Origin of the sequence: Prevotella disiens, assembly GCF_900454955.1 — a bacterium.
Taxonomy (GTDB): domain Bacteria; phylum Bacteroidota; class Bacteroidia; order Bacteroidales; family Bacteroidaceae; genus Prevotella; species Prevotella disiens.
On record NZ_UGTL01000001.1, the window covers coordinates 1,989,094 to 2,006,487 of the forward strand.

General features: G+C 44.0%; 13 protein-coding genes and 1 pseudogene. 3 read left to right on the top strand and 11 right to left on the bottom strand.

Annotated features, from left to right (window positions below; genetic code table 11):
- Positions 1–15: 15 nt before the first annotated feature.
- Complete coding sequence (locus DYI03_RS08810; protein ID WP_115367931.1) at positions 16–6,216, top strand: helicase-related protein; 6,201 nt, start codon at positions 16–18, stop codon at positions 6,214–6,216.
- Between the two features lie 56 nt (positions 6,217–6,272).
- On the opposite strand, the gene DYI03_RS08815 is transcribed toward DYI03_RS08810, so the two are convergent.
- From DYI03_RS08815 to DYI03_RS08865, 11 genes and pseudogenes are all read right to left on the bottom strand, one after another.
- Positions 6,273–7,178: a nucleotidyl transferase AbiEii/AbiGii toxin family protein gene (locus tag DYI03_RS08815; RefSeq protein ID WP_025064804.1), complete on the bottom strand. Its 906-nt coding sequence runs from the start codon at positions 7,176–7,178 to the stop codon at positions 6,273–6,275.
- The gene (locus DYI03_RS08820) at positions 7,171–7,935 is read right to left on the bottom strand and encodes a type IV toxin-antitoxin system AbiEi family antitoxin domain-containing protein (protein WP_021668094.1); all 765 of its coding nucleotides are present in this window, start codon (positions 7,933–7,935) and stop codon (positions 7,171–7,173) included. Before DYI03_RS08820 ends, DYI03_RS08815 begins: the two co-directional genes overlap by 8 nt.
- A 189-nt stretch (positions 7,936–8,124) precedes the next feature.
- A pseudogene (locus DYI03_RS08825) lies at positions 8,125–8,241 on the bottom strand (helix-turn-helix domain-containing protein); the annotation flags it as partial.
- A 5-nt stretch (positions 8,242–8,246) separates the two neighbouring features.
- Complete coding sequence (locus DYI03_RS08830) at positions 8,247–8,474, bottom strand: hypothetical protein (RefSeq protein ID WP_036859397.1); 228 nt, start codon at positions 8,472–8,474, stop codon at positions 8,247–8,249.
- An 18-nt stretch (positions 8,475–8,492) separates the two neighbouring features.
- A complete protein-coding gene (locus DYI03_RS08835) occupies positions 8,493–10,160 on the bottom strand; it encodes a fimbrillin family protein (RefSeq protein WP_025064803.1) in 1,668 nt (555 codons plus the stop codon).
- Between the two features lie 75 nt (positions 10,161–10,235).
- Entirely contained in the window at positions 10,236–10,541 is a 306-nt protein-coding gene (locus DYI03_RS08840; RefSeq protein ID WP_025064802.1) for a helix-turn-helix domain-containing protein, read from the bottom strand.
- Positions 10,529–12,589, bottom strand: a complete 2,061-nt coding sequence (locus DYI03_RS08845) for a bifunctional DNA primase/helicase (RefSeq protein ID WP_025064801.1) — start codon at positions 12,587–12,589, stop codon at positions 10,529–10,531. The genes DYI03_RS08840 and DYI03_RS08845 overlap by 13 nt, the downstream gene beginning before the upstream one ends.
- Positions 12,586–12,966: a MerR family transcriptional regulator gene (locus tag DYI03_RS08850; RefSeq protein WP_025064767.1), complete on the bottom strand. Its 381-nt coding sequence runs from the start codon at positions 12,964–12,966 to the stop codon at positions 12,586–12,588. Before DYI03_RS08850 ends, DYI03_RS08845 begins: the two co-directional genes overlap by 4 nt.
- The gene (locus DYI03_RS08855; protein ID WP_021669446.1) at positions 12,957–13,304 is read right to left on the bottom strand and encodes a helix-turn-helix domain-containing protein; all 348 of its coding nucleotides are present in this window, start codon (positions 13,302–13,304) and stop codon (positions 12,957–12,959) included. Before DYI03_RS08855 ends, DYI03_RS08850 begins: the two co-directional genes overlap by 10 nt.
- Before the next feature lie 391 nt (positions 13,305–13,695).
- Complete coding sequence (locus tag DYI03_RS08860; RefSeq protein ID WP_115367961.1) at positions 13,696–15,033, bottom strand: site-specific integrase; 1,338 nt, start codon at positions 15,031–15,033, stop codon at positions 13,696–13,698.
- Positions 15,034–15,098: 65 nt separating this feature from the next.
- Complete coding sequence (locus tag DYI03_RS08865; RefSeq protein WP_025064876.1) at positions 15,099–16,328, bottom strand: site-specific integrase; 1,230 nt, start codon at positions 16,326–16,328, stop codon at positions 15,099–15,101.
- 15 nt (positions 16,329–16,343) lie between these two features.
- Between DYI03_RS08865 and DYI03_RS13865 the strand changes: the two genes are divergently transcribed.
- The gene (locus DYI03_RS13865; protein WP_262510456.1) at positions 16,344–16,475 is read left to right on the top strand and encodes a hypothetical protein; all 132 of its coding nucleotides are present in this window, start codon (positions 16,344–16,346) and stop codon (positions 16,473–16,475) included.
- Between the two features lie 252 nt (positions 16,476–16,727).
- On the top strand, positions 16,728–17,003 hold the full coding sequence (locus tag DYI03_RS08870) for an STAS domain-containing protein (RefSeq protein ID WP_036859422.1): 276 nt from the start codon (positions 16,728–16,730) through the stop codon (positions 17,001–17,003).
- The last annotated feature ends 391 nt before the right edge of the window (positions 17,004–17,394 follow it).

Below are 17,394 nucleotides of genomic sequence, written 5' to 3' on the forward strand. Positions count from 1 at the left end.
TAAAAAAGAAACACTATGGCATATAATAAGAAAAACGTCCTTGAAGCCAACACAGAAGCCATCCGTGTTGTGCTTCGCTTGGAAAAAGAACGCCGCGAAGCCACCGAAGCCGAGAAAAACATATTGCGCAACTATCAGGGATTCGGTGGCTTGAAATGCGTGCTGAACCGATGCGACAGCTCTGATGACCTCCGCTATTGGAGCCAGTCGGAGCAACAACTCTTCGAGCCTACCCAAAGGCTAAAACAGATGATTTACCGTGATGCCGTCGATGCCAATATCGCCAAGCGGTACTGGGAGAGCATCAAGGCAAGCGTACTCACGTCTTTCTATACAGATACCCGTATCGTTGCCGCCATTTCCGATGCGCTTACTTCTGTAGATGTACCCATACGTCGCTGCTTGGACCCTTCGGCAGGCATGGGAGCCTTTACCGAGACTTTTGCTAAAAGGGCTGGAATGGTCGATGCAATGGAAAAAGATTTGCTCACTGCCCGTATCTCACAATCCATTCATCCTTATGGGCAAGGCAATATCACTGTCCGCCAAGAACCCTTTGAAGCCATCGGAGAGTTGGAAGATAAGGACAAATACGACCTTATTACAAGTAACATTCCTTTCGGCGATTTCATGGTCTATGACCGAGAATACAGCAAAAGCAAGGACACTCTTAAACGTGAGTCCACACGTGCCATTCACAATTACTTCTTCGTGAAAGGTCTGGACTGCATCAAGGAAGGTGGCTTGCTGGCATTCATCACCTCGCAGGGTGTATTGGACAGTCCCCGCAATGAAGCCATACGTCGTTATCTTATGCAGAACAGCCGCCTTATCTCCGCTCTCCGACTGCCATCAGGTATGTTTTCAGACAATGCAGGAACAGACGTAGGCAGTGACCTCATCGTCCTGCAGAAGCAGACTGGTAAAGAAATCAGCGAGGGGATTGAACAGCAGTTTGTAGAAACGCTTTCCGTTCCCAAGGAAGAAGGCTCTTCTGTCGTCTTCAAGCATAACTCTCTTTTTGTAGGAGATTGGAAAGACATATCTCATCGCACTATTGCCACAGAGCGCATAATGGGTACAGACCCTTATGGAAAACCTGCATGGGAGTATCGCTTCAATGGCAGCATTGATGATATGGCGGAGAGTATCAGGACACAGCTCTCCTTGGAAGTTGAGCAACGCTTTGACCGAAAACTCTATGAAACAGGCATACCTATGACGGAGGAGGAACGGCAGAAAGAAGCCGAGAAGCAACTGCATAAGTTAGGGATAACGGTTGATTTGCCCAAAGAGGACCCAAAAACGGACAAGGAGGCAGATAACGCCTATAATCTGATGCCCGACAGCATCAGAAAGCGACTACCTAAACTGTACAGCACAGAGAAAGGATTGATAGGCGATAAGGTCGCCTACGCACGCTATTTCTTCCCGATGGGAGCTTACACGGCTTATCTTTTGGAGTACGACCCTAAGAGCCGTATAGGTTTCGGTGCTGTCACGATGGGCTACGGTTGGGAGTTGGGCAATATGTCGCTTGACGAGATGGAGGAAGTGAAGATTCATGGGCTGGGCATCGAGCGCGACTTATTCTTTAGTCCGAAGAAATTGCACGAGATTGCCGAACTGGAGGAGATTGTCAGAGGACAATATACAAAGGAACCAGTTATCGAGGAAATCAAGGAAAAAGCCGAGCCGACTATTCTGGATCAGTCAATAGAAACGAAACTTTCCGCAGACGATGTCAAGGAGGACGTTCAAGTTGAAAAAGTTGATGAGCCGAGTAAGGAAGAGTCGTATGAGCAATTCGTGCAAGTAGCCGACCAAGTTCCCTACGAATCCGCTCCCGAAGGTGTGCCCACTTTGACGCTACATCGTCAGTATGAGCAGGAAACGAAAGGAATTCACACTGACGTGGAAGCCCCACGGGAGATGAACGGGCAGACGGTTTATTTCGATGAGGATCATCACCCCATTATAGACCGTATTGATGAGCGACAGGAAACGGAACAGCCCTCACTGTTTGCACCAGAAGAATACAACCTTTGGACACAGGAAGTAACGCGCGTGAACAAGGAAATCAAGGAAGCTCCTAAAACACAGGTTCAGACAGTCCAAAAGCATCCAGAAAACAAAGTAGGAAAGGAGAACAAGGAAACACACTCGACTGTCATTCCGGGGCGTAAAACCAAAAGAAAGGGCAATAATAAGACCGCCTCCCCTTCATACCTTGAGCCATCCCTCTTTGACTTTATGAACGAAGCCGAAGAGCGGAAGCCACAACCGATAACAGAGGTTAAAAAAGAGTTTGACGCTTCACCACGCCCTTTTCTATCATTGCCGGACTCTCACCAGAGAGATGGTTCCATTGTCGTGCAGAAAGGTCAGGTGGGGTTTCTTTCTGACTTAAAGCGACATCCAACCTTTAATCCGATGGACTTGCCGTATGCCCAGCTTTCCCGACTAAAAAGCTATATCGAGATACGGGAGTGCTATCATCGTCTCTATGACTACGAGGCGGAGAACCATGCAGAAGACAAGGAGGACCGCAGCAGACTCAACCACCTTTATAATGACTATATTGCACGCTGGGGCTACTTTAACCAGAAGGCGAACACCGACATCATCAAGATGGATGCCACAGGTATGGAAATGCTCTTCTTGGAACGCTCCGAAAACGGCAGGTACGTCAAGGCAGACATCTTTGACCATCCAACAGCTTTTTCTACCACAGAGCTGACCGTTGCCGCAGACCCGATGGAGGCACTGGGTGCATCGCTCAACAAGTATGGTACGGTGGAACTTGACTACATGAGTTCGCTTTTACCTGATATGGAGGAAAGCGACATCATTTCTTCCTTGGAAGGTCGCATCTATTTCAATCCCGAAGAAAACGCATACGAGGTAGCCGACAAGTTCATTTCGGGCAATGTAATAGAAAAGGCGGAGCGTATCGAGTCATGGCTATTGGACCATCCCGACCACGAAGAGGCAAAGCAGAGCCTTGCTGCCCTGCGCGCAGCCACGCCACCCCCCATTCCATTTGCAGACCTTGACTTCAATCTCGGTGAACGCTGGATACCTGCTAAAGTCTATGGCAGGTTTGCCTCAGAGTTCTTCGAGACAGATATTAACGTATCCTACCATTCCAACATGGACGAGTACAGCATTGTCTGCGACCAAAAGAATGCCAATATCTGGCACAAGTATGCCGTACAGGGTGAGTTCCGCCGCTATGACGGCATCAATCTTCTGAAGCACGCCCTGCACAATACCATTCCAGACATCAACAAGAGTAAGGAAGTTACGGACAAGGTCACGGGAGAAATAAAAACAATAAAAGTGCGTGATGGACACGCCATACAGATGGCAAATGCCAAGATTGAGGAAATCAGGCAGGGTTTTGTTGATTGGCTCGGACGCACACCCGACACGTTCAAGCAGCAACTCTCCGACAGGTACAACCACCTTTTCAACTGTTTTGTGCGACCCAACTTTGACGGTACGCACCAGACCTTTCCCGATCTTGACCTCAGACGATTGGGCATTGCCGACCTCTACAAGAGTCAGAAGGATGCCGTGTGGATGCTCAAAACCAACGGTGGCGGTATATGCGACCACGAGGTGGGAGCGGGCAAGACACTCATCATGTGTACGGCTGCCTATGAGATGAAGCGATTGGGACTGGCAAACAAGCCGATGATTATCGGACTGAAGGCAAATGTATTCGATATTGCCGATACCTTTAGGAAAGCTTATCCCAATGCAAGGATTCTCTATCCGGGTAAGAACGATTTCAACAAGCAGAACCGACAACGCATTTTCAACGACATCAAGAACAACGACTGGGATTGTATCATACTCACGCACGAGCAGTTCGGCATGATACCGCAAGCCTTGGAAGTACAAGAGGCTATCCTGCAGAAGGAGAAGGACTCTGTGGAGGAAAACCTTGAAGTCCTGCGTATGCAAGGAGCGGAGATTTCCCGTGGTATGCTCAAAGGCTTGGAAAAGCGCAAGCAGACACTTGAAGCCAAGCTACAGAACATACAGGACAGCATCGCTGAGCGTAAGGACGATGCCGTAGATTTCAAGATGATGGGTATCGACCACCTCTTTGTAGATGAATCACACCAATTCAAGAACCTGATGTTCAACACTCGCCATGACAGAGTGTCGGGCTTGGGCAATCCGGATGGCTCACAGCGTGCCTTAAACATGCTCTTTGCCATCCGCACCATACAGGAGCGTTCTGGCAAGGACTTGGGGGCAACGTTTCTTTCGGGAACGACCATTTCCAATAGCCTAACGGAGTTGTATCTTCTGTTCAAATACTTGCGCCCGCAAGCGTTAGAGAAACAGGGAATCAACAGCTTTGATGCGTGGGCAGCAGTCTTTGCCAAGAAATCGACTGACTACGAGTTCTCCATCACAAACGACATCATTCAGAAAGAGCGGTTTAGGACATTCATCAAGGTGCCGGAGCTTGCCTCGTTCTATGCGGAGATTTGCGATTTCCGCACGGCAAAGGACATCGGTATTGACCGTCCCGAGAAAAACGAGATACTGCACAACATACCGCCCACGCCAGAGCAGGAAGAATTTATCGGCAAACTGATGGAGTTCGCCAAGACGGGTAATGCCACACTCTTGGGACGTGCACCACTAAGTGAGAGTGAGGAAAAGGCAAAGATGCTCATTGCAACTGACTACGCTCGCAAGATGAGCCTTGATTTACGCATGATTGATGAAAATGGGTACTCAGACCATATCGACAACAAGGCAAGCCATTGTGCCAAGATGCTCAATGACTATTACCAAAAGTTCGATGCACAGAAAGGGACGCAGTTTGTTTTCTCTGACTTGGGTACTTACAAGCCTAGCGAATGGAACGTATATTCAGAAATCAAAAGAAAACTGGTGGATGACTATCATATCCCGTCCTACGAGATACGCTTCATTCAGGAGTGCAAGAACGAGAAAGCCAAGAAAGCAATGGTGGATGCCATGAACCGTGGAGACATTCGCATTATCTTCGGTTCTACCTCTATGTTGGGTACTGGTGTGAATGCTCAACAACGTGCCGTGGCCATCCATCATTTGGACACGCCTTGGCGACCATCGGACTTGGAACAGCGCAACGGACGAGCGGTGCGCAAGGGAAACCTTATCGCCAAGGAATTTGCGAACAACAAAGTCGATGTGATTATCTATGCCGTGGAACGTTCCTTGGATAGCTACAAGTTTAACCTGCTGCACAACAAGCAGCTTTTCATCAACCAACTAAAGACAAACACGCTTGGTAGTCGTACCATTGATGAGGGTTCGATGGACGAGGACAGCGGTATGAACTTCTCGGAATATGTAGCCGTACTTTCAGGCAACACCGACCTTTTGGAAAAAGCGAGGCTTGACAAGAAGATTACCACCTTGGAATCCGAGCGCAAGAATTTCCTCCGTGAGCGTGATGCCGCAACGGGCAAGCTGGCGGAGATTGAGAGTTCCGTGTCCTTCCATTCGGATAAAATCAAGGAAGCGCAGGCTGACTTGGCTTGCTTTGAGCAGCGCGTGGAGCGTGATACGGAGGGACTGCCCGTCAATAAACTGACAATCAAAGGTGTAGAGGACAGCACCGACATAAAGGTCATCGCCGCTCGTCTGCATGAGATAGAGGAAAAGGCTCGTACCAAGAGCGAGTACAACAAGATTGGCGAGGTTTACGGCTTTTCCATCATGGTCAAGACGGAGAGCACTTCCAAGGACTTGTTCGACTGCTCGGTGAACCGCTTTTTTGTCAAGGGACAGGAAAGCATCTACTATACCTATAATAACGGTAAGTTAGCGACAGACCCGAAACTTGCCTGCGAGAACTTCGTAAATGCCTTGGAGCGTATCCCTAAGGTGATAGAGTCACATGAGAAGGAAATAGCAAAGGTTGTGGCCAATAAAGAAGTTTATACTAATATTGCCAACAGTTCTTGGAAGAAAGAGGACGAGCTTCGCTCACTTAAAAGTGAAGCTGCGGAGCTGGACAGAAAGATTGCACTTACACTTGCTCCACCTGATGAGGAAAAAGATGAAACGGAAAAAAAGGAGCAAGAAGAGAATTTACCCAACAATAATTATTCTGTCGAGATGAAAAATGAGAATAATCCTGTCCAAGATAAAGAAGAGAATAGCCGTTTGCAGAGTTTCAGACCCAAATGGAGGCACTAAACATATGCCGAGGGGCTAAAAGTCAGACATCCGTATTGAATGTCTGACTTTTATCACTATATCAGCAAATAACCTTTTAGTTTATCTATTCCCTCTTTGTGCTTATCGGGAGTCTGCTTCTTGAGTTTACCTATATTCAGTAATTTCCATTGTACAGATGGATATAGGCTTAAATCACCTGCACAACATTTATTCCACAGTGGTGTTCCATCCTCAAAGGAAACGAGGAATTCCTTGTCTGTATTTGCAAGGCAGTCATTTACCTTTTTAATAATGGATTCACGAGCCTGCTCATAGTCTGTATAGGTAAATGGAATATCTGACATTCCCTTGAATTGGTTTTCAAGTGCCTCCTCTTGGTTTATGTTATTAGGAGACAAGGATTCCACGATAGGCTTGTCGCTTCCCAATAAGCATAAGATGAGTCCGTCTTTTACACTTTCAAGCGTTTGGTCTTTCATGTATTTGCAGTCAAACATGTCACGTGGATGCTGGCGGCTGAGGGCGGCTGCAATCTTCCCCCCATAAAGTTGAGAATAAGGAACTATACGTGCCTTACAGCTGGCTTGGAACTCTTCCTTCGCTTTCGGACAGAGTTCCATAATTTCAACCTCTCCAAGTATACCCCGTTTTGTACCATTTACCTCTATTTTCACCGTAGCACCATCATGCGTGCACTGCAATTTCCACACTTCGGATTTATGTACCACATGTATTCCGGGAATGGCACGTTCTATACTTGTTTTCAGTTCTCCTAGATGTTGATTTATCTTTTCCAAACTCGCTGTGCGTGGCTCTATCGGAATATAGGTAAGGTCAATATCAACCGAGTAACGCGGCATATTCTGGTGGAACAGGTTAATAGCCGTACCTCCATGAACAGCAAAGTCCGTTATCTTGTAAACCAAAGGCAGAATGCGTAGTAACAATGCCACCTGTTTTTTATATTGCTGGTTATTCATAATCATTTAAATCTTTTGGGACAACCATCTTATATTTACTGATATATACACCCGACTTAACCAATTGAAGCTTGTGTGTCCCCAACTCAATTTTTGTAAGGTCTAACTCTTCATACCAATAATGCCCTGCCTTTTCAGCCATATATAGAAACAATCTCTTCATCTTGTAGTGTTTTGTCGTCTCTAATAACGATTGAACAATATTAGAGCGCAGAGTAGTCAGTTGTTCCATGATATAGAATAAATCCATATAATCATATTGGCGTGGTGCAAGCAGCAGACATTCCATAAAGGCCTGCTCAGGGGAGGATATAAGCAGCCTCCAGTCCAAGTATGTTAAAGTTGTTATCTGTGCACTGATAAACACCTCTGTCTTGAAAAACTTAAATTCACGGTCGAAAATGTCATGCTTCATCCATTGTGGCATTTTATCACTTGCCGTTGATACCATTAACAGGGGTTTGCCCATAGGAACATAATGGTTGAAGCCCCAAAGCTCCAAAGCAGAATGCGCTGCAACACGAAAACTCTTTCCTACTTGTTCGTTAAAGGACTGCAAAGCACCAAAAGCGGACAGCGTGTCGCCTGTGCGGTACATGACTCCCTTACATAGAGAGGATAACCAACCGGAAGAACGATATCTGCTCAACAACTGCCTGGAATAGCCATGCTCTACGAGCCATGTCGCAAACAGCAATCCGTTCTTTTGCCCGGATTGAAGCATTTGGTTTATTTTTTTCCCTTTTAGTATATTCATAGTTTACTTGCTGTAATTAAAACCAACCGCAAAGGTACAAAAGACTTTAGTAATTACAGTCGATTGGTTGAATTATTTTCCCGAAAGTAAACTAATAGTTGACTTGCAGGATAATATTTCAACCATAGTGAGAAAAAAAGAATGAAATAAAAAATGAGCATTTCCAACATACTTGTATAGAACTGACTTCTACCACCCTTCTCGCTTCCATACCATTTCATCTATCTCTTCCCGAAGGAAAAGTAACCTGCCATTGGCTTTAAGATAGGGAATTTTTCCTGCCCAAACCAAGTTGTAAAGTATCTTAATCATTAAAGTTCTTCTCTATTTTCATCTTCCCAGACATGCAAAAAATGTTTTGCATTTGTTGAGTTTACTTCTTCATCATCGATCCAGTCGTCTACTCCGACTTCCATCCTCGGATTCTCACTTGACGAAGTTGCTGCCAGTACAGGTTCGCCCATTTCAAAAATCGTAATTTTTGGTGCTATATATTTCTTCTTTATCTGATTATTTATTTCTATTTTTTTTGTTTCCATCTTTTTACATTTTAAGAATTAAAATTTAAATACAGGACGTATAAAACAGCCTCCCAGTGCTGTACGGTGCCATTGTAAGTACTGCTTACCCTTAATATCATATAACCACAAAAATGATGAGTTTGAATTCTCGGAAACATTAATCCAATAACGGGATGGTTGCCAATCGTAATACGGTGGTAGGTATCCTATAAAACAATCATGATAAACCTCGTCCTCACCATACCGTTCTGTTGATTCCATAAAATCATTAAGTCTTCCATAGTCCCACGGTTGGGTTGTATAATGTGGTTTATTACTATATTTAGTACCACCTAAAGCATCAAATATTAAATCAAAATCTTTGAATCTTGGCACATACCATTGGGTCCAAGATGGCGCTACTTTCTGATATTCAGAAAGGTATGTGTCTACTTTCTCCAATTCCTCTATTAAAAACAAGTTGGTCCTGTCCGGGCTTTTTAGATTTCGCAAAGACATGGCAAGTCCATGTCTTCTATAAGGTGCAGGGCCATTACCATTATCACTTATATATGCAATCATGGCAACGGGTTTCTCACCTGCATTGTCTGCTTCTTCACAAGTGGAGAAAATATTGCCAGCATCGGATATCACCCAACCAAGTTTAGGCTCTTGGAGTGTTGTATTTTGGTCTGGGTAGCCAATAAAGTCATCCATAATAGTAATCGTGTATTTGTATCTTTTTCCTGCTTTCAAATCGGCTTTGAAAGGAAAATAAGTAATGCCATAACTATTGTAGTCGCCAACAACATATTGACCTGTGCTGTGGTTATAAATTTTACATTTCACCCATACATAGGAATAAACGTTTTGTGCGTCATTCTCACCAATAGCCTTATTAATGTCTGCAATTCTAACGCCTGACTTGGGATTCCACGGTTGATGATTCAACGGAACGAGAAAAATGTCTTTGCTGGCATTAAGATATGATTTGTCTGCTTTTTCAAAGTTTTCTATATCAAATGAATATTCGCCAAGTCCTAAATAATCCCTTGCCATGCGTGTTTGAACCACCCCATTTCCCAACATTGTAAACTCTGCTTCATGATACACCCCCTTTAAGCCGATTTGCTTGATGTCCATGATTTCAAGATTGTTTGACATATTGGAAATTCCAAACTTGATTTGTGAAAGGAGGTGATGGAATTGTAATTTTACGGTACCATGATTTGCTTGTTTATATTCGTCTGATTCGAAAGCTGCCATATAATCCTCGTTTCCTCCCGAATATACACCAAGGCTTACCTCGTGGTTGCTCCATACATCTATTTCCGGTCTGCTTCCAAAATTATTGGGAGAGTTGACCGCAACAAAATGCAGGGATTCATCTTCCAGCCATCTCTTTTTCATATTATCGTCTTTATATGAGAATTTGCCATTACCTTGATTGACTATTTCTACATTATCCATATATGGTTCTTCTTCTCCTGGGTCGTCAAGGAACGCATACACATAAAAGTTTTTCAATTTCTTGACATAGTTTTGCGAGTCAAACGCTGTTCGTGTATGAGTTTGATTGTTCTCTGCAACAGAAAAGTTGATAAAGTCAGAAGGAGATGCTACATTGGATACAACCTGTTCTTCATCAGAACAAGATACCATCCCCAACAGGATAAAGACTAACAACACCACAGCTGGTGAATTTGATAATTTTCGTAATTTCATAAGTTTCTTTTTATTGTTATTGAATTGTCATAACGATTAAAGTTTGATTGAGTGAAAAGGTGAGATAGTTCTTCCTCACTCCTCCCGTTTTCGTACCATTTCATCTATCTCCTTACGTAAAAACAACAAGCGTCCATTGGCCTTGAGATAAGGAATTTTCCCTGCCCACACCCAGTTGTAGATGGTCTTTTGTTCCACTTTGAGTATCTTGGACACATCTATGATATCCAAATATTCGGGTTTCAATGGTGGATGGACAGTCGTATTGACGGATTGTTCTTGCAGGACAAGCAGACGGTCGAGTTTGTCCTCAACATTCATGAGCTTATCGAACAGGCGTTTTTGCCAAGTGTCTTCTGTATTATAGTTTATGTACGGCATAATTCTCCTTTTTGATAGTTGCCATTGATATCCTGTGCCAAAATATGCTGTTCTTTCATGTAGGCGATGTACTTCTTAGCCGTTCTGTCCTTGATTTCCATTTCTCGCATCAGAACATCACAAAGTTCCTGATAGGTGAGTTTGAAAGAATTTCGGAAGGCTTCTCTTATAACGCCAACGAGTTCATCGGTCTTACGCTTTTCCTTGTCCTCCTTGGACTTCTCACCACGATAGACGTGCATATCCTTTGCCTTGTCCCATCCGAAAAGCATCATCGGTACGTCCAACGGGCTTCCGTCACGGACTTTCAGAGCTTTCACCACCGAGTATTCAGGATCATCATCTTTCTCTATGGAGAGAATGCCTGCCGCCTTGCGTTGAAGTTCGGAGCCGATATGCCCACGGAGTTTGATACCATTCGGCACGAAATGCAGCACGCAGATGATGCAGGTATTGTAAATTCCTGCCAGACGGTAAAGCTCATCCACGATGGCAATACTTTCCGTCTCATCGTTGGCAGAGCGTATCAAGTCAGCTATTCCGTCAATCACCACGAGGTGGATGCCCCCATGCTTGTGGTGGAACAGATCCATACTTTCACGGATAAGTTTCAACCGGTCTTTACGGGAAAGCGAAGCGAGATACAGAGAATGATAATACTCAGGTACTGCTGCCAGTGAAGCCCGACGGAGTGTCTTGCCTAAATTCTTATGAAGTTGAGCCTCTGACTGTTCAGTGTCATAGTGCAGAACTGCCAAGCCTTTGGGATTAGCGGCAATCTCTAATCCCAAGGTTTTCTCTATTGGCAGTTGTTCTTCTCCCAATGTTCCAGCAAGAATGGCTCCTACATAGTTACTCTTGCCCGTACCTTCTCCTCCGGTGATGCAGAATAGATTGTCTTGGGTTCCCAATGGGACACCATTCACAGCCACCACCGATTTGGAAATGTCAGGAGGGTTTTCGTAGTCTATTTCGCAGGAACTCAACATCATCATTGTTTGGCTGTATAGGTCTGTAAACATTTTGGCAAGTAAATCCTTCAGTTCCGTTGCTCCATTTCCTAAGGCAAAGAAATCAGAAATATCCTTTTCTGTCTTGGTTCCACTAAGTGGAAGTGTAAGATTCAACACTTTGAATTCTACAAAATGTTCAGCCTGTTTATGCGCCTCCCTTACACCTGTTTCATCCGCATCATACAAGAGTATGATATGCCGAAAGCGAAGTTGAAGGCTCTCAATGATACTTGTCGGTATTTGTGCCGTTTCACTGTTGAAACATATAGCATTGAAGCCGTGTGCATATAACGAGAGCACATCCTTTTCTCCACCTGTGATGAAAAGAATATCACCTTTGGTGGGAATCTGCTCCATACCGAAACAATAGGTGGCAGGCATTCTTCCACCATAGAGAAAGCGGATTTTCGGACTGTGTGGTCGGTATATCTTTACATAGCCGTTTCCGATATAGGCAAATATCGGTTCTGTCGGTGAACTGTGAAGTTCAAACTTCTTGCCCTCGGCAGATACGCTCTCATACCGTTTAAGACTCCGTACCCGAAAAAGCCGGAGTGTATCTTCATGGATACCATAATGCGCCCAATAGTTCAGCAGTCCATCGTCAAATGGCTGTATCTCGAAACTATATGGTCGTTCTTCCGTCCGCTTGGTCTTTTCGACCGTAGGACTGGAGGCTATAGGATTTTTATATGACGGTGTGATATGCTTGTTATGCTTTTCGGCATCACATAAAGAATACAATCCAAGTTCTTGTACGATGATTTCCAAGACCTCGGGAAAACTCGTTTTCAGATTCAAACTACGCAACTTTGCCACAAACCAGAAGCAATCCCCTGAATAGGTGGTATCGCCATGATCATAGAATTTATAAGAAGAAGTTTTCCTATCATAGTAGATATGACAGGAAGCCCGTTTATCGTCATAGAAGGGGCTACGGAAGTTTCGGTGAAGATTCACCTCAAAACCAAGGAAATGGGAAAATACATTCAAACCTCCTTGGGTAAGCAAAAGAATCTGTTCTTTTTCTATCATAGTTGTCTATTTTTAGGGTTAAGACATGAACTCATGATAAGATTGTCCTTGAAACGGTTGAGCCGACCAAGAACCTCGTCATTCCTCATACCGGAAACACGGAGGCGGTTGCATTTCGTGGCAATCACGATAGACTTGAAAAAATAACGCACATCACCACCCTCGGTGTAGCGATACCTCACTAACTGCTTCTTGCGCCAACGGTAAAGGGTGGACTCTGAAACATTCAGAGTCCCGATAAGGTCTTTCGTGGTCATCTCCAGCTCGTCGTCAATGTCTTGGATAAGACGGGAAGTGCGCTCGACATACTGTTCAATTCGGTTGAGCCTGTCTATCAGTTCCTGATAGGCTTGGCTTTCTACTGCTATTATTTCCATCTTTTCAATTTAGTATTTTTAATTGCTATATCCAGCCCTAACTTCGCAAGATATTGCATGAGTGAGTTATAGGCATCTTGCGTATATACTTCAACGTACACCTCTGCGATAGGTCTGGGAAAATCTTCTCCGTTGCCTGCGAGAAATGCAAACATCTCATATACATCTATCTCCAAAGCAGAGGCATAGCTTTCTATTTGAAGAAAAGTCATTGTAATCTGACCAGACTCCCAACGGGATATTGTACTTTCATCAACTCCCAACTTTTCAGCTAGATACGCTTGTTTTAGACATTTGTTCAATCTCTCAGTTCTAAGAAATTCCAGTAACTTTTTCATAAATATAAAGTTATAGAGACATCTCTGCACGAGCAACCCGTCACACGCAAGTTTATGTACCCTCTGCAAGTCGTCATGCTTCAGATGCAATTGTTTGTTTAGTGGCGGATGCAAAGGGCATTTATTTATAAATTGACGATTTGTTGTGAATCATATAGAGAAGTATTAAAATTTCAATCGTCTGCCTCATAGACAAAATCCCTCCAGTGCAAGGTGCAAGCCCCTTTATATATAAGGGCTTGCACCTTGCACTGGAAAGTGTAGCAGTAAAATCTCTAAATATTTATGGTACAAAGATTTGGAGGTTAGTACAATTTTATATACCTTTGTACCCAAGAAAAGAGAGTGGTTGAGCTTTCAAAAGGTAGTCAGAATGGTAGTCATTAGGCGGTCAGAATACTGCTACAAAAATGCTACACCGATGATTTATCGAAATATATAGGACGTTTATATACAACGAAATACGAGAGTTTGGTTCATAAACCTCTCTCTCCGAAGTTTCCTTTTCTTTTGCCGATTGCTTGGCAATAAGCCTGTCCATATCCTCCGAAATCTTGTTGTCCGTCACCTGCGCATAAACTTGAGTGCTTGATATGGAAGCATGCCCCATCATCTTGGCTATGCTCTCAATAGGAATACCTGCGCTCAGACTCATCGTGCCAAATGTATGTCTTGCCATGTGGAAGGAAAGTCTTTGGCGGATACCGCAAGCCTTTCCCACGATGCTCAGTTTGGCATCCATGACACTACGGCTACAATTACGGTGAAAGACAAAGTGGTCATCTTTTTCTTTCACCGTCTGCTGTTCCTCGCTTCTTTCCCGCTCTTTCCGACAATGGCTGATGATGGCTTCCGCAATGGGATGTAATGGTACGATGAACTCAACCTTGGTCTTCTGACGTTCCTTTCTTATATACCTCTGTCCGTCCGCTGTCGTTTGGATATGCTTGTTTTCTAAATTCTCCATGTCTGAGATAGTCAAGCCTGTGAAGCAGGAAAAGACAAACATCAGTCTTGCCAGCTCCGCTTCTCTGTCGTTCATCTTCATTGCCATAAGTTTCATTACATCGCTCTTTTGCAGAAAGCGTATCTTCTTTTCCTCTTTCTCATACTTGGCATTCTCAAACGGATTGCAGCGGATAATCCTCTTGCTGACAGCACGGAACATTAGTCGGCTCAGCCAGCAGAGGTTGCTGTTGACGGTAGATGCTTTCAGTCCACGCTTTTTGAGAAAGAAGCGGTATTCCTCGAACAAGTCCTCTGTAATTGTTCCGATGGGTATGTCCTGTACTCCTTTGTTTTCTACAAATTCACGGAGATTTCTGTCAGAATAGAACAGGTTCAGATAAGTTCCCTCTGCCCTTGATCTGCCAACATTTTCCTTGACTGCTTGGAGTTCCGCCCTGCTCATGGCAAGGAGCGTGGTCGGATTGGTGGCAATACCCTGTAAACAGTTCTTTACAAGCTCCACACTTACCACTCCATCCTTTACAAGAATATCCCGATAAGTCTTTTCCACCAAATCCCTGAACTCATTAATTCTTTGATTGGTCTTCTTGTTGGTTGTCAAACCCTGCTTGGTGTTCCACTCGGAGAATTTACACTCTTCTCCTGTGGTAATGGCGGTATTCTTTCCGTCGATGGTGATACGGCAGAGAATGGCAGTATTGCCGTCTGCCTTTATCTTCTGTCTGTTGATATAAAACAGTATCTTGAATGTACTTCTCATAATGGTCTTGATTGAATTGTTCATGTGTTATTTAGCTATAAAACAATGTTGAATGAAAGAAATGGTCAAATAGTCAACTGCATATCTTCAGTGAAAGAAAGGAAACGGTCAAATTCCTCAAAGAGTTTCTGCGGTGTTACCTTTGCATAACGCTCGGTCATGCTCACGTTGGAATGCCCCAGCATCTTACTCACGGTCTCAATGGGTACACCCTGTTCAAGCGTGATGAGCGTGGCAAATGTGTGCCTTGCCGTATGTGTGGTAAAAGGAAACGAGATGCCTGCACGAAGCCGCAGGGCTTTCAAATAAGATTGGTAAGTGGTATATCCCATGAAAGGGAGCAATGTTTCCCTTTCATCGCTGTGGAGCTTCTCCATCAGCCGTATGGCTTCGGGTAACAGTTTGACACGGCAAGGCACACTTGTCTTCTGACGGTTGAACTTCAGCCAAAGGCTACCCTCGTCATCACGCACAAGATGGGACTTGTCCAGTTCCATCAAATCACAATACGCAGCACCCGTATAACAGGCAAAGAGGAAAATATCCCTTGCCGTTTCCATTTCCTCCTCCAATTCCTCAAAGTGGAGAGTCTTTAACTTCTCAAATGCTCCTCTGTCAAGTGCTTTGGGGAGTTTCTTGTTACCCTTGCTGATTTTGACTTTGTCAAAAAGCAGGATGTCTGCCAACCCCTCACGGTAAGCCTGCCTGCAAACTGTTTTCAAATGGGTGGCGACATTGTAGAATGAGCTCTCCTGAAATCCACACTCCCCCAAGAAGTACTGCTGAAACTCATGGATGAAGTTCTCTGTCAGTTGTGAGAAAGCTAAGTCTGAAACCTTATACTTCTTTTGGATGAACTCCTGCAAGTGGATTCTCGTGGAGTGATAGCTTGCCATTGACTCTTTTCTGAGGTCTACACCGACATGACTTTCTTTCTCCTTTATGAGCATATCAAGCCTTTCGATGAGCATGCACCGTGTCTGCACACTGCCTTGAAACTGTTCCTTCACATCGGTTGCGTCAAATGGGCAACATCTTGCAAGCAAAGACTGATAGGCTGACTGAATGGACAGCAGCAAGTTCTCCAACCTGCCATTCACCTCCACCGCCTCACGACTTTTTCCGTCCATTCTGCTCTCACGGGGATTCCACAAGTCAGGATTGCAGGAGAGCTTGCAACTGAACTGGGCGATGGAACGTCCAATGGTAATGCGTCCCATAATCGGAGCCTTGCCCGACTTGTCCAGACCGCTCTTTTTGAGGTAGAGCAACACCTTCATTTTTTCTGTTTTCATACGCTTTGATGTTTTGTGGCAAAAATACCAATTTCAAAGCGTTCATCACTTATGCAGAAAACTGCCGACCGTAGCAACAGCCACACGAGCGAAAATAATTCAGTTACCGAACATTACTCCATCGTTACCTATGACGAAATCGGGTAACGGTTTAGTAACTGAACTTCTGCCTAAATCTGCATATTCCTGCCCTTTTTGAAAAGAGCACTTCTATGCAAATTATTCCGTTTCCTACTCATTATCAGTCTGTTTGCACCAACTTCGATATTTCTTCATTTTCGCTGATTAGTTGCACCTCAAAACCTATTGTTTTAGAACGCAAAACAATAGGTTTTATTTTTCTTTTTCTAATCTGCTGAATATTAAGAGGTTACAAATTGGTCAAAATTCCTGTTTCTTTTGCTTTTTTTTAACGCATTTTTAACATACAAACCATTCATAGAATCAACAGGATTGCATAACCTCGCTGTAATGTGCGAACAATCGGAAGAACAAGGCATACAAGTGGTGCTATCGGGTGTATTACCAGAAGTAGAAAATATTTTGTTAAAATGCAAATTCGATGAACGGTTAGGACGTGAGAATATCTGTAGCCATATCAACTTAGCTTTGGAACGTGCAAAAGCAATTGTTGCCGAAGAGAGAAAAAGTAAGGAATTGACTCTGCAACTTTAAAGAATTAACACATTATATAATAGCCACCCAAAGACGATTGCACCGCCTTTGGGTGGCTTTTTTTCGTAAACACTACTCAAAAGGAACGTTTGGAACGAAAGAATAGCTTCTTTTGCAATCCGCCTTACAGAAGTCTTGCCACGATATAACTACTTTCGTGGCAGTTTCCCAACGAGAAAACAGCAGTACTTTAACGGGAGTACTCAAGTACTCCTATGAGAAGACTCCAGTACTTCTATGAAAATACTCCAGTACGCTTATAGAAGTATTGGCACGAACCAAGGCTCTTCATGACAGGAAAGATACTGAAATGTGAGAATTAATGTCTATATGAGGAGTTGAAAGTAACACGGAAGCCGACAAAGAAGGCTAACACCTCGTGAGAAGTATC

Bases quoted from the DNA above. Each gene is read 5' to 3' on its own strand.
- DYI03_RS08855 (WP_021669446.1), bottom strand. From the start codon at position 13,304: ATGAAAAAGTTACTGGAATTTCTTAGAACTGAGAGATTGAACAAATGT.
- DYI03_RS08865 (WP_025064876.1), bottom strand. From the start codon at position 16,328: ATGAAAACAGAAAAAATGAAGGTGTTGCTCTACCTCAAAAAGAGCGGT.
- DYI03_RS08845 (WP_025064801.1), bottom strand. From the start codon at position 12,589: ATGATAGAAAAAGAACAGATTCTTTTGCTTACCCAAGGAGGTTTGAAT.
- DYI03_RS08810 (WP_115367931.1), top strand. From the start codon at position 16: ATGGCATATAATAAGAAAAACGTCCTTGAAGCCAACACAGAAGCCATC.
- DYI03_RS08815 (WP_025064804.1), bottom strand. From the start codon at position 7,178: ATGAATAACCAGCAATATAAAAAACAGGTGGCATTGTTACTACGCATT.
- DYI03_RS08850 (WP_025064767.1), bottom strand. From the start codon at position 12,966: ATGGAAATAATAGCAGTAGAAAGCCAAGCCTATCAGGAACTGATAGAC.
- DYI03_RS08840 (WP_025064802.1), bottom strand. From the start codon at position 10,541: ATGCCGTACATAAACTATAATACAGAAGACACTTGGCAAAAACGCCTG.
- DYI03_RS08860 (WP_115367961.1), bottom strand. From the start codon at position 15,033: ATGAGAAGTACATTCAAGATACTGTTTTATATCAACAGACAGAAGATA.
- DYI03_RS08820 (WP_021668094.1), bottom strand. From the start codon at position 7,935: ATGAATATACTAAAAGGGAAAAAAATAAACCAAATGCTTCAATCCGGG.
- DYI03_RS08830 (WP_036859397.1), bottom strand. From the start codon at position 8,474: ATGGAAACAAAAAAAATAGAAATAAATAATCAGATAAAGAAGAAATAT.
- DYI03_RS08835 (WP_025064803.1), bottom strand. From the start codon at position 10,160: ATGAAATTACGAAAATTATCAAATTCACCAGCTGTGGTGTTGTTAGTC.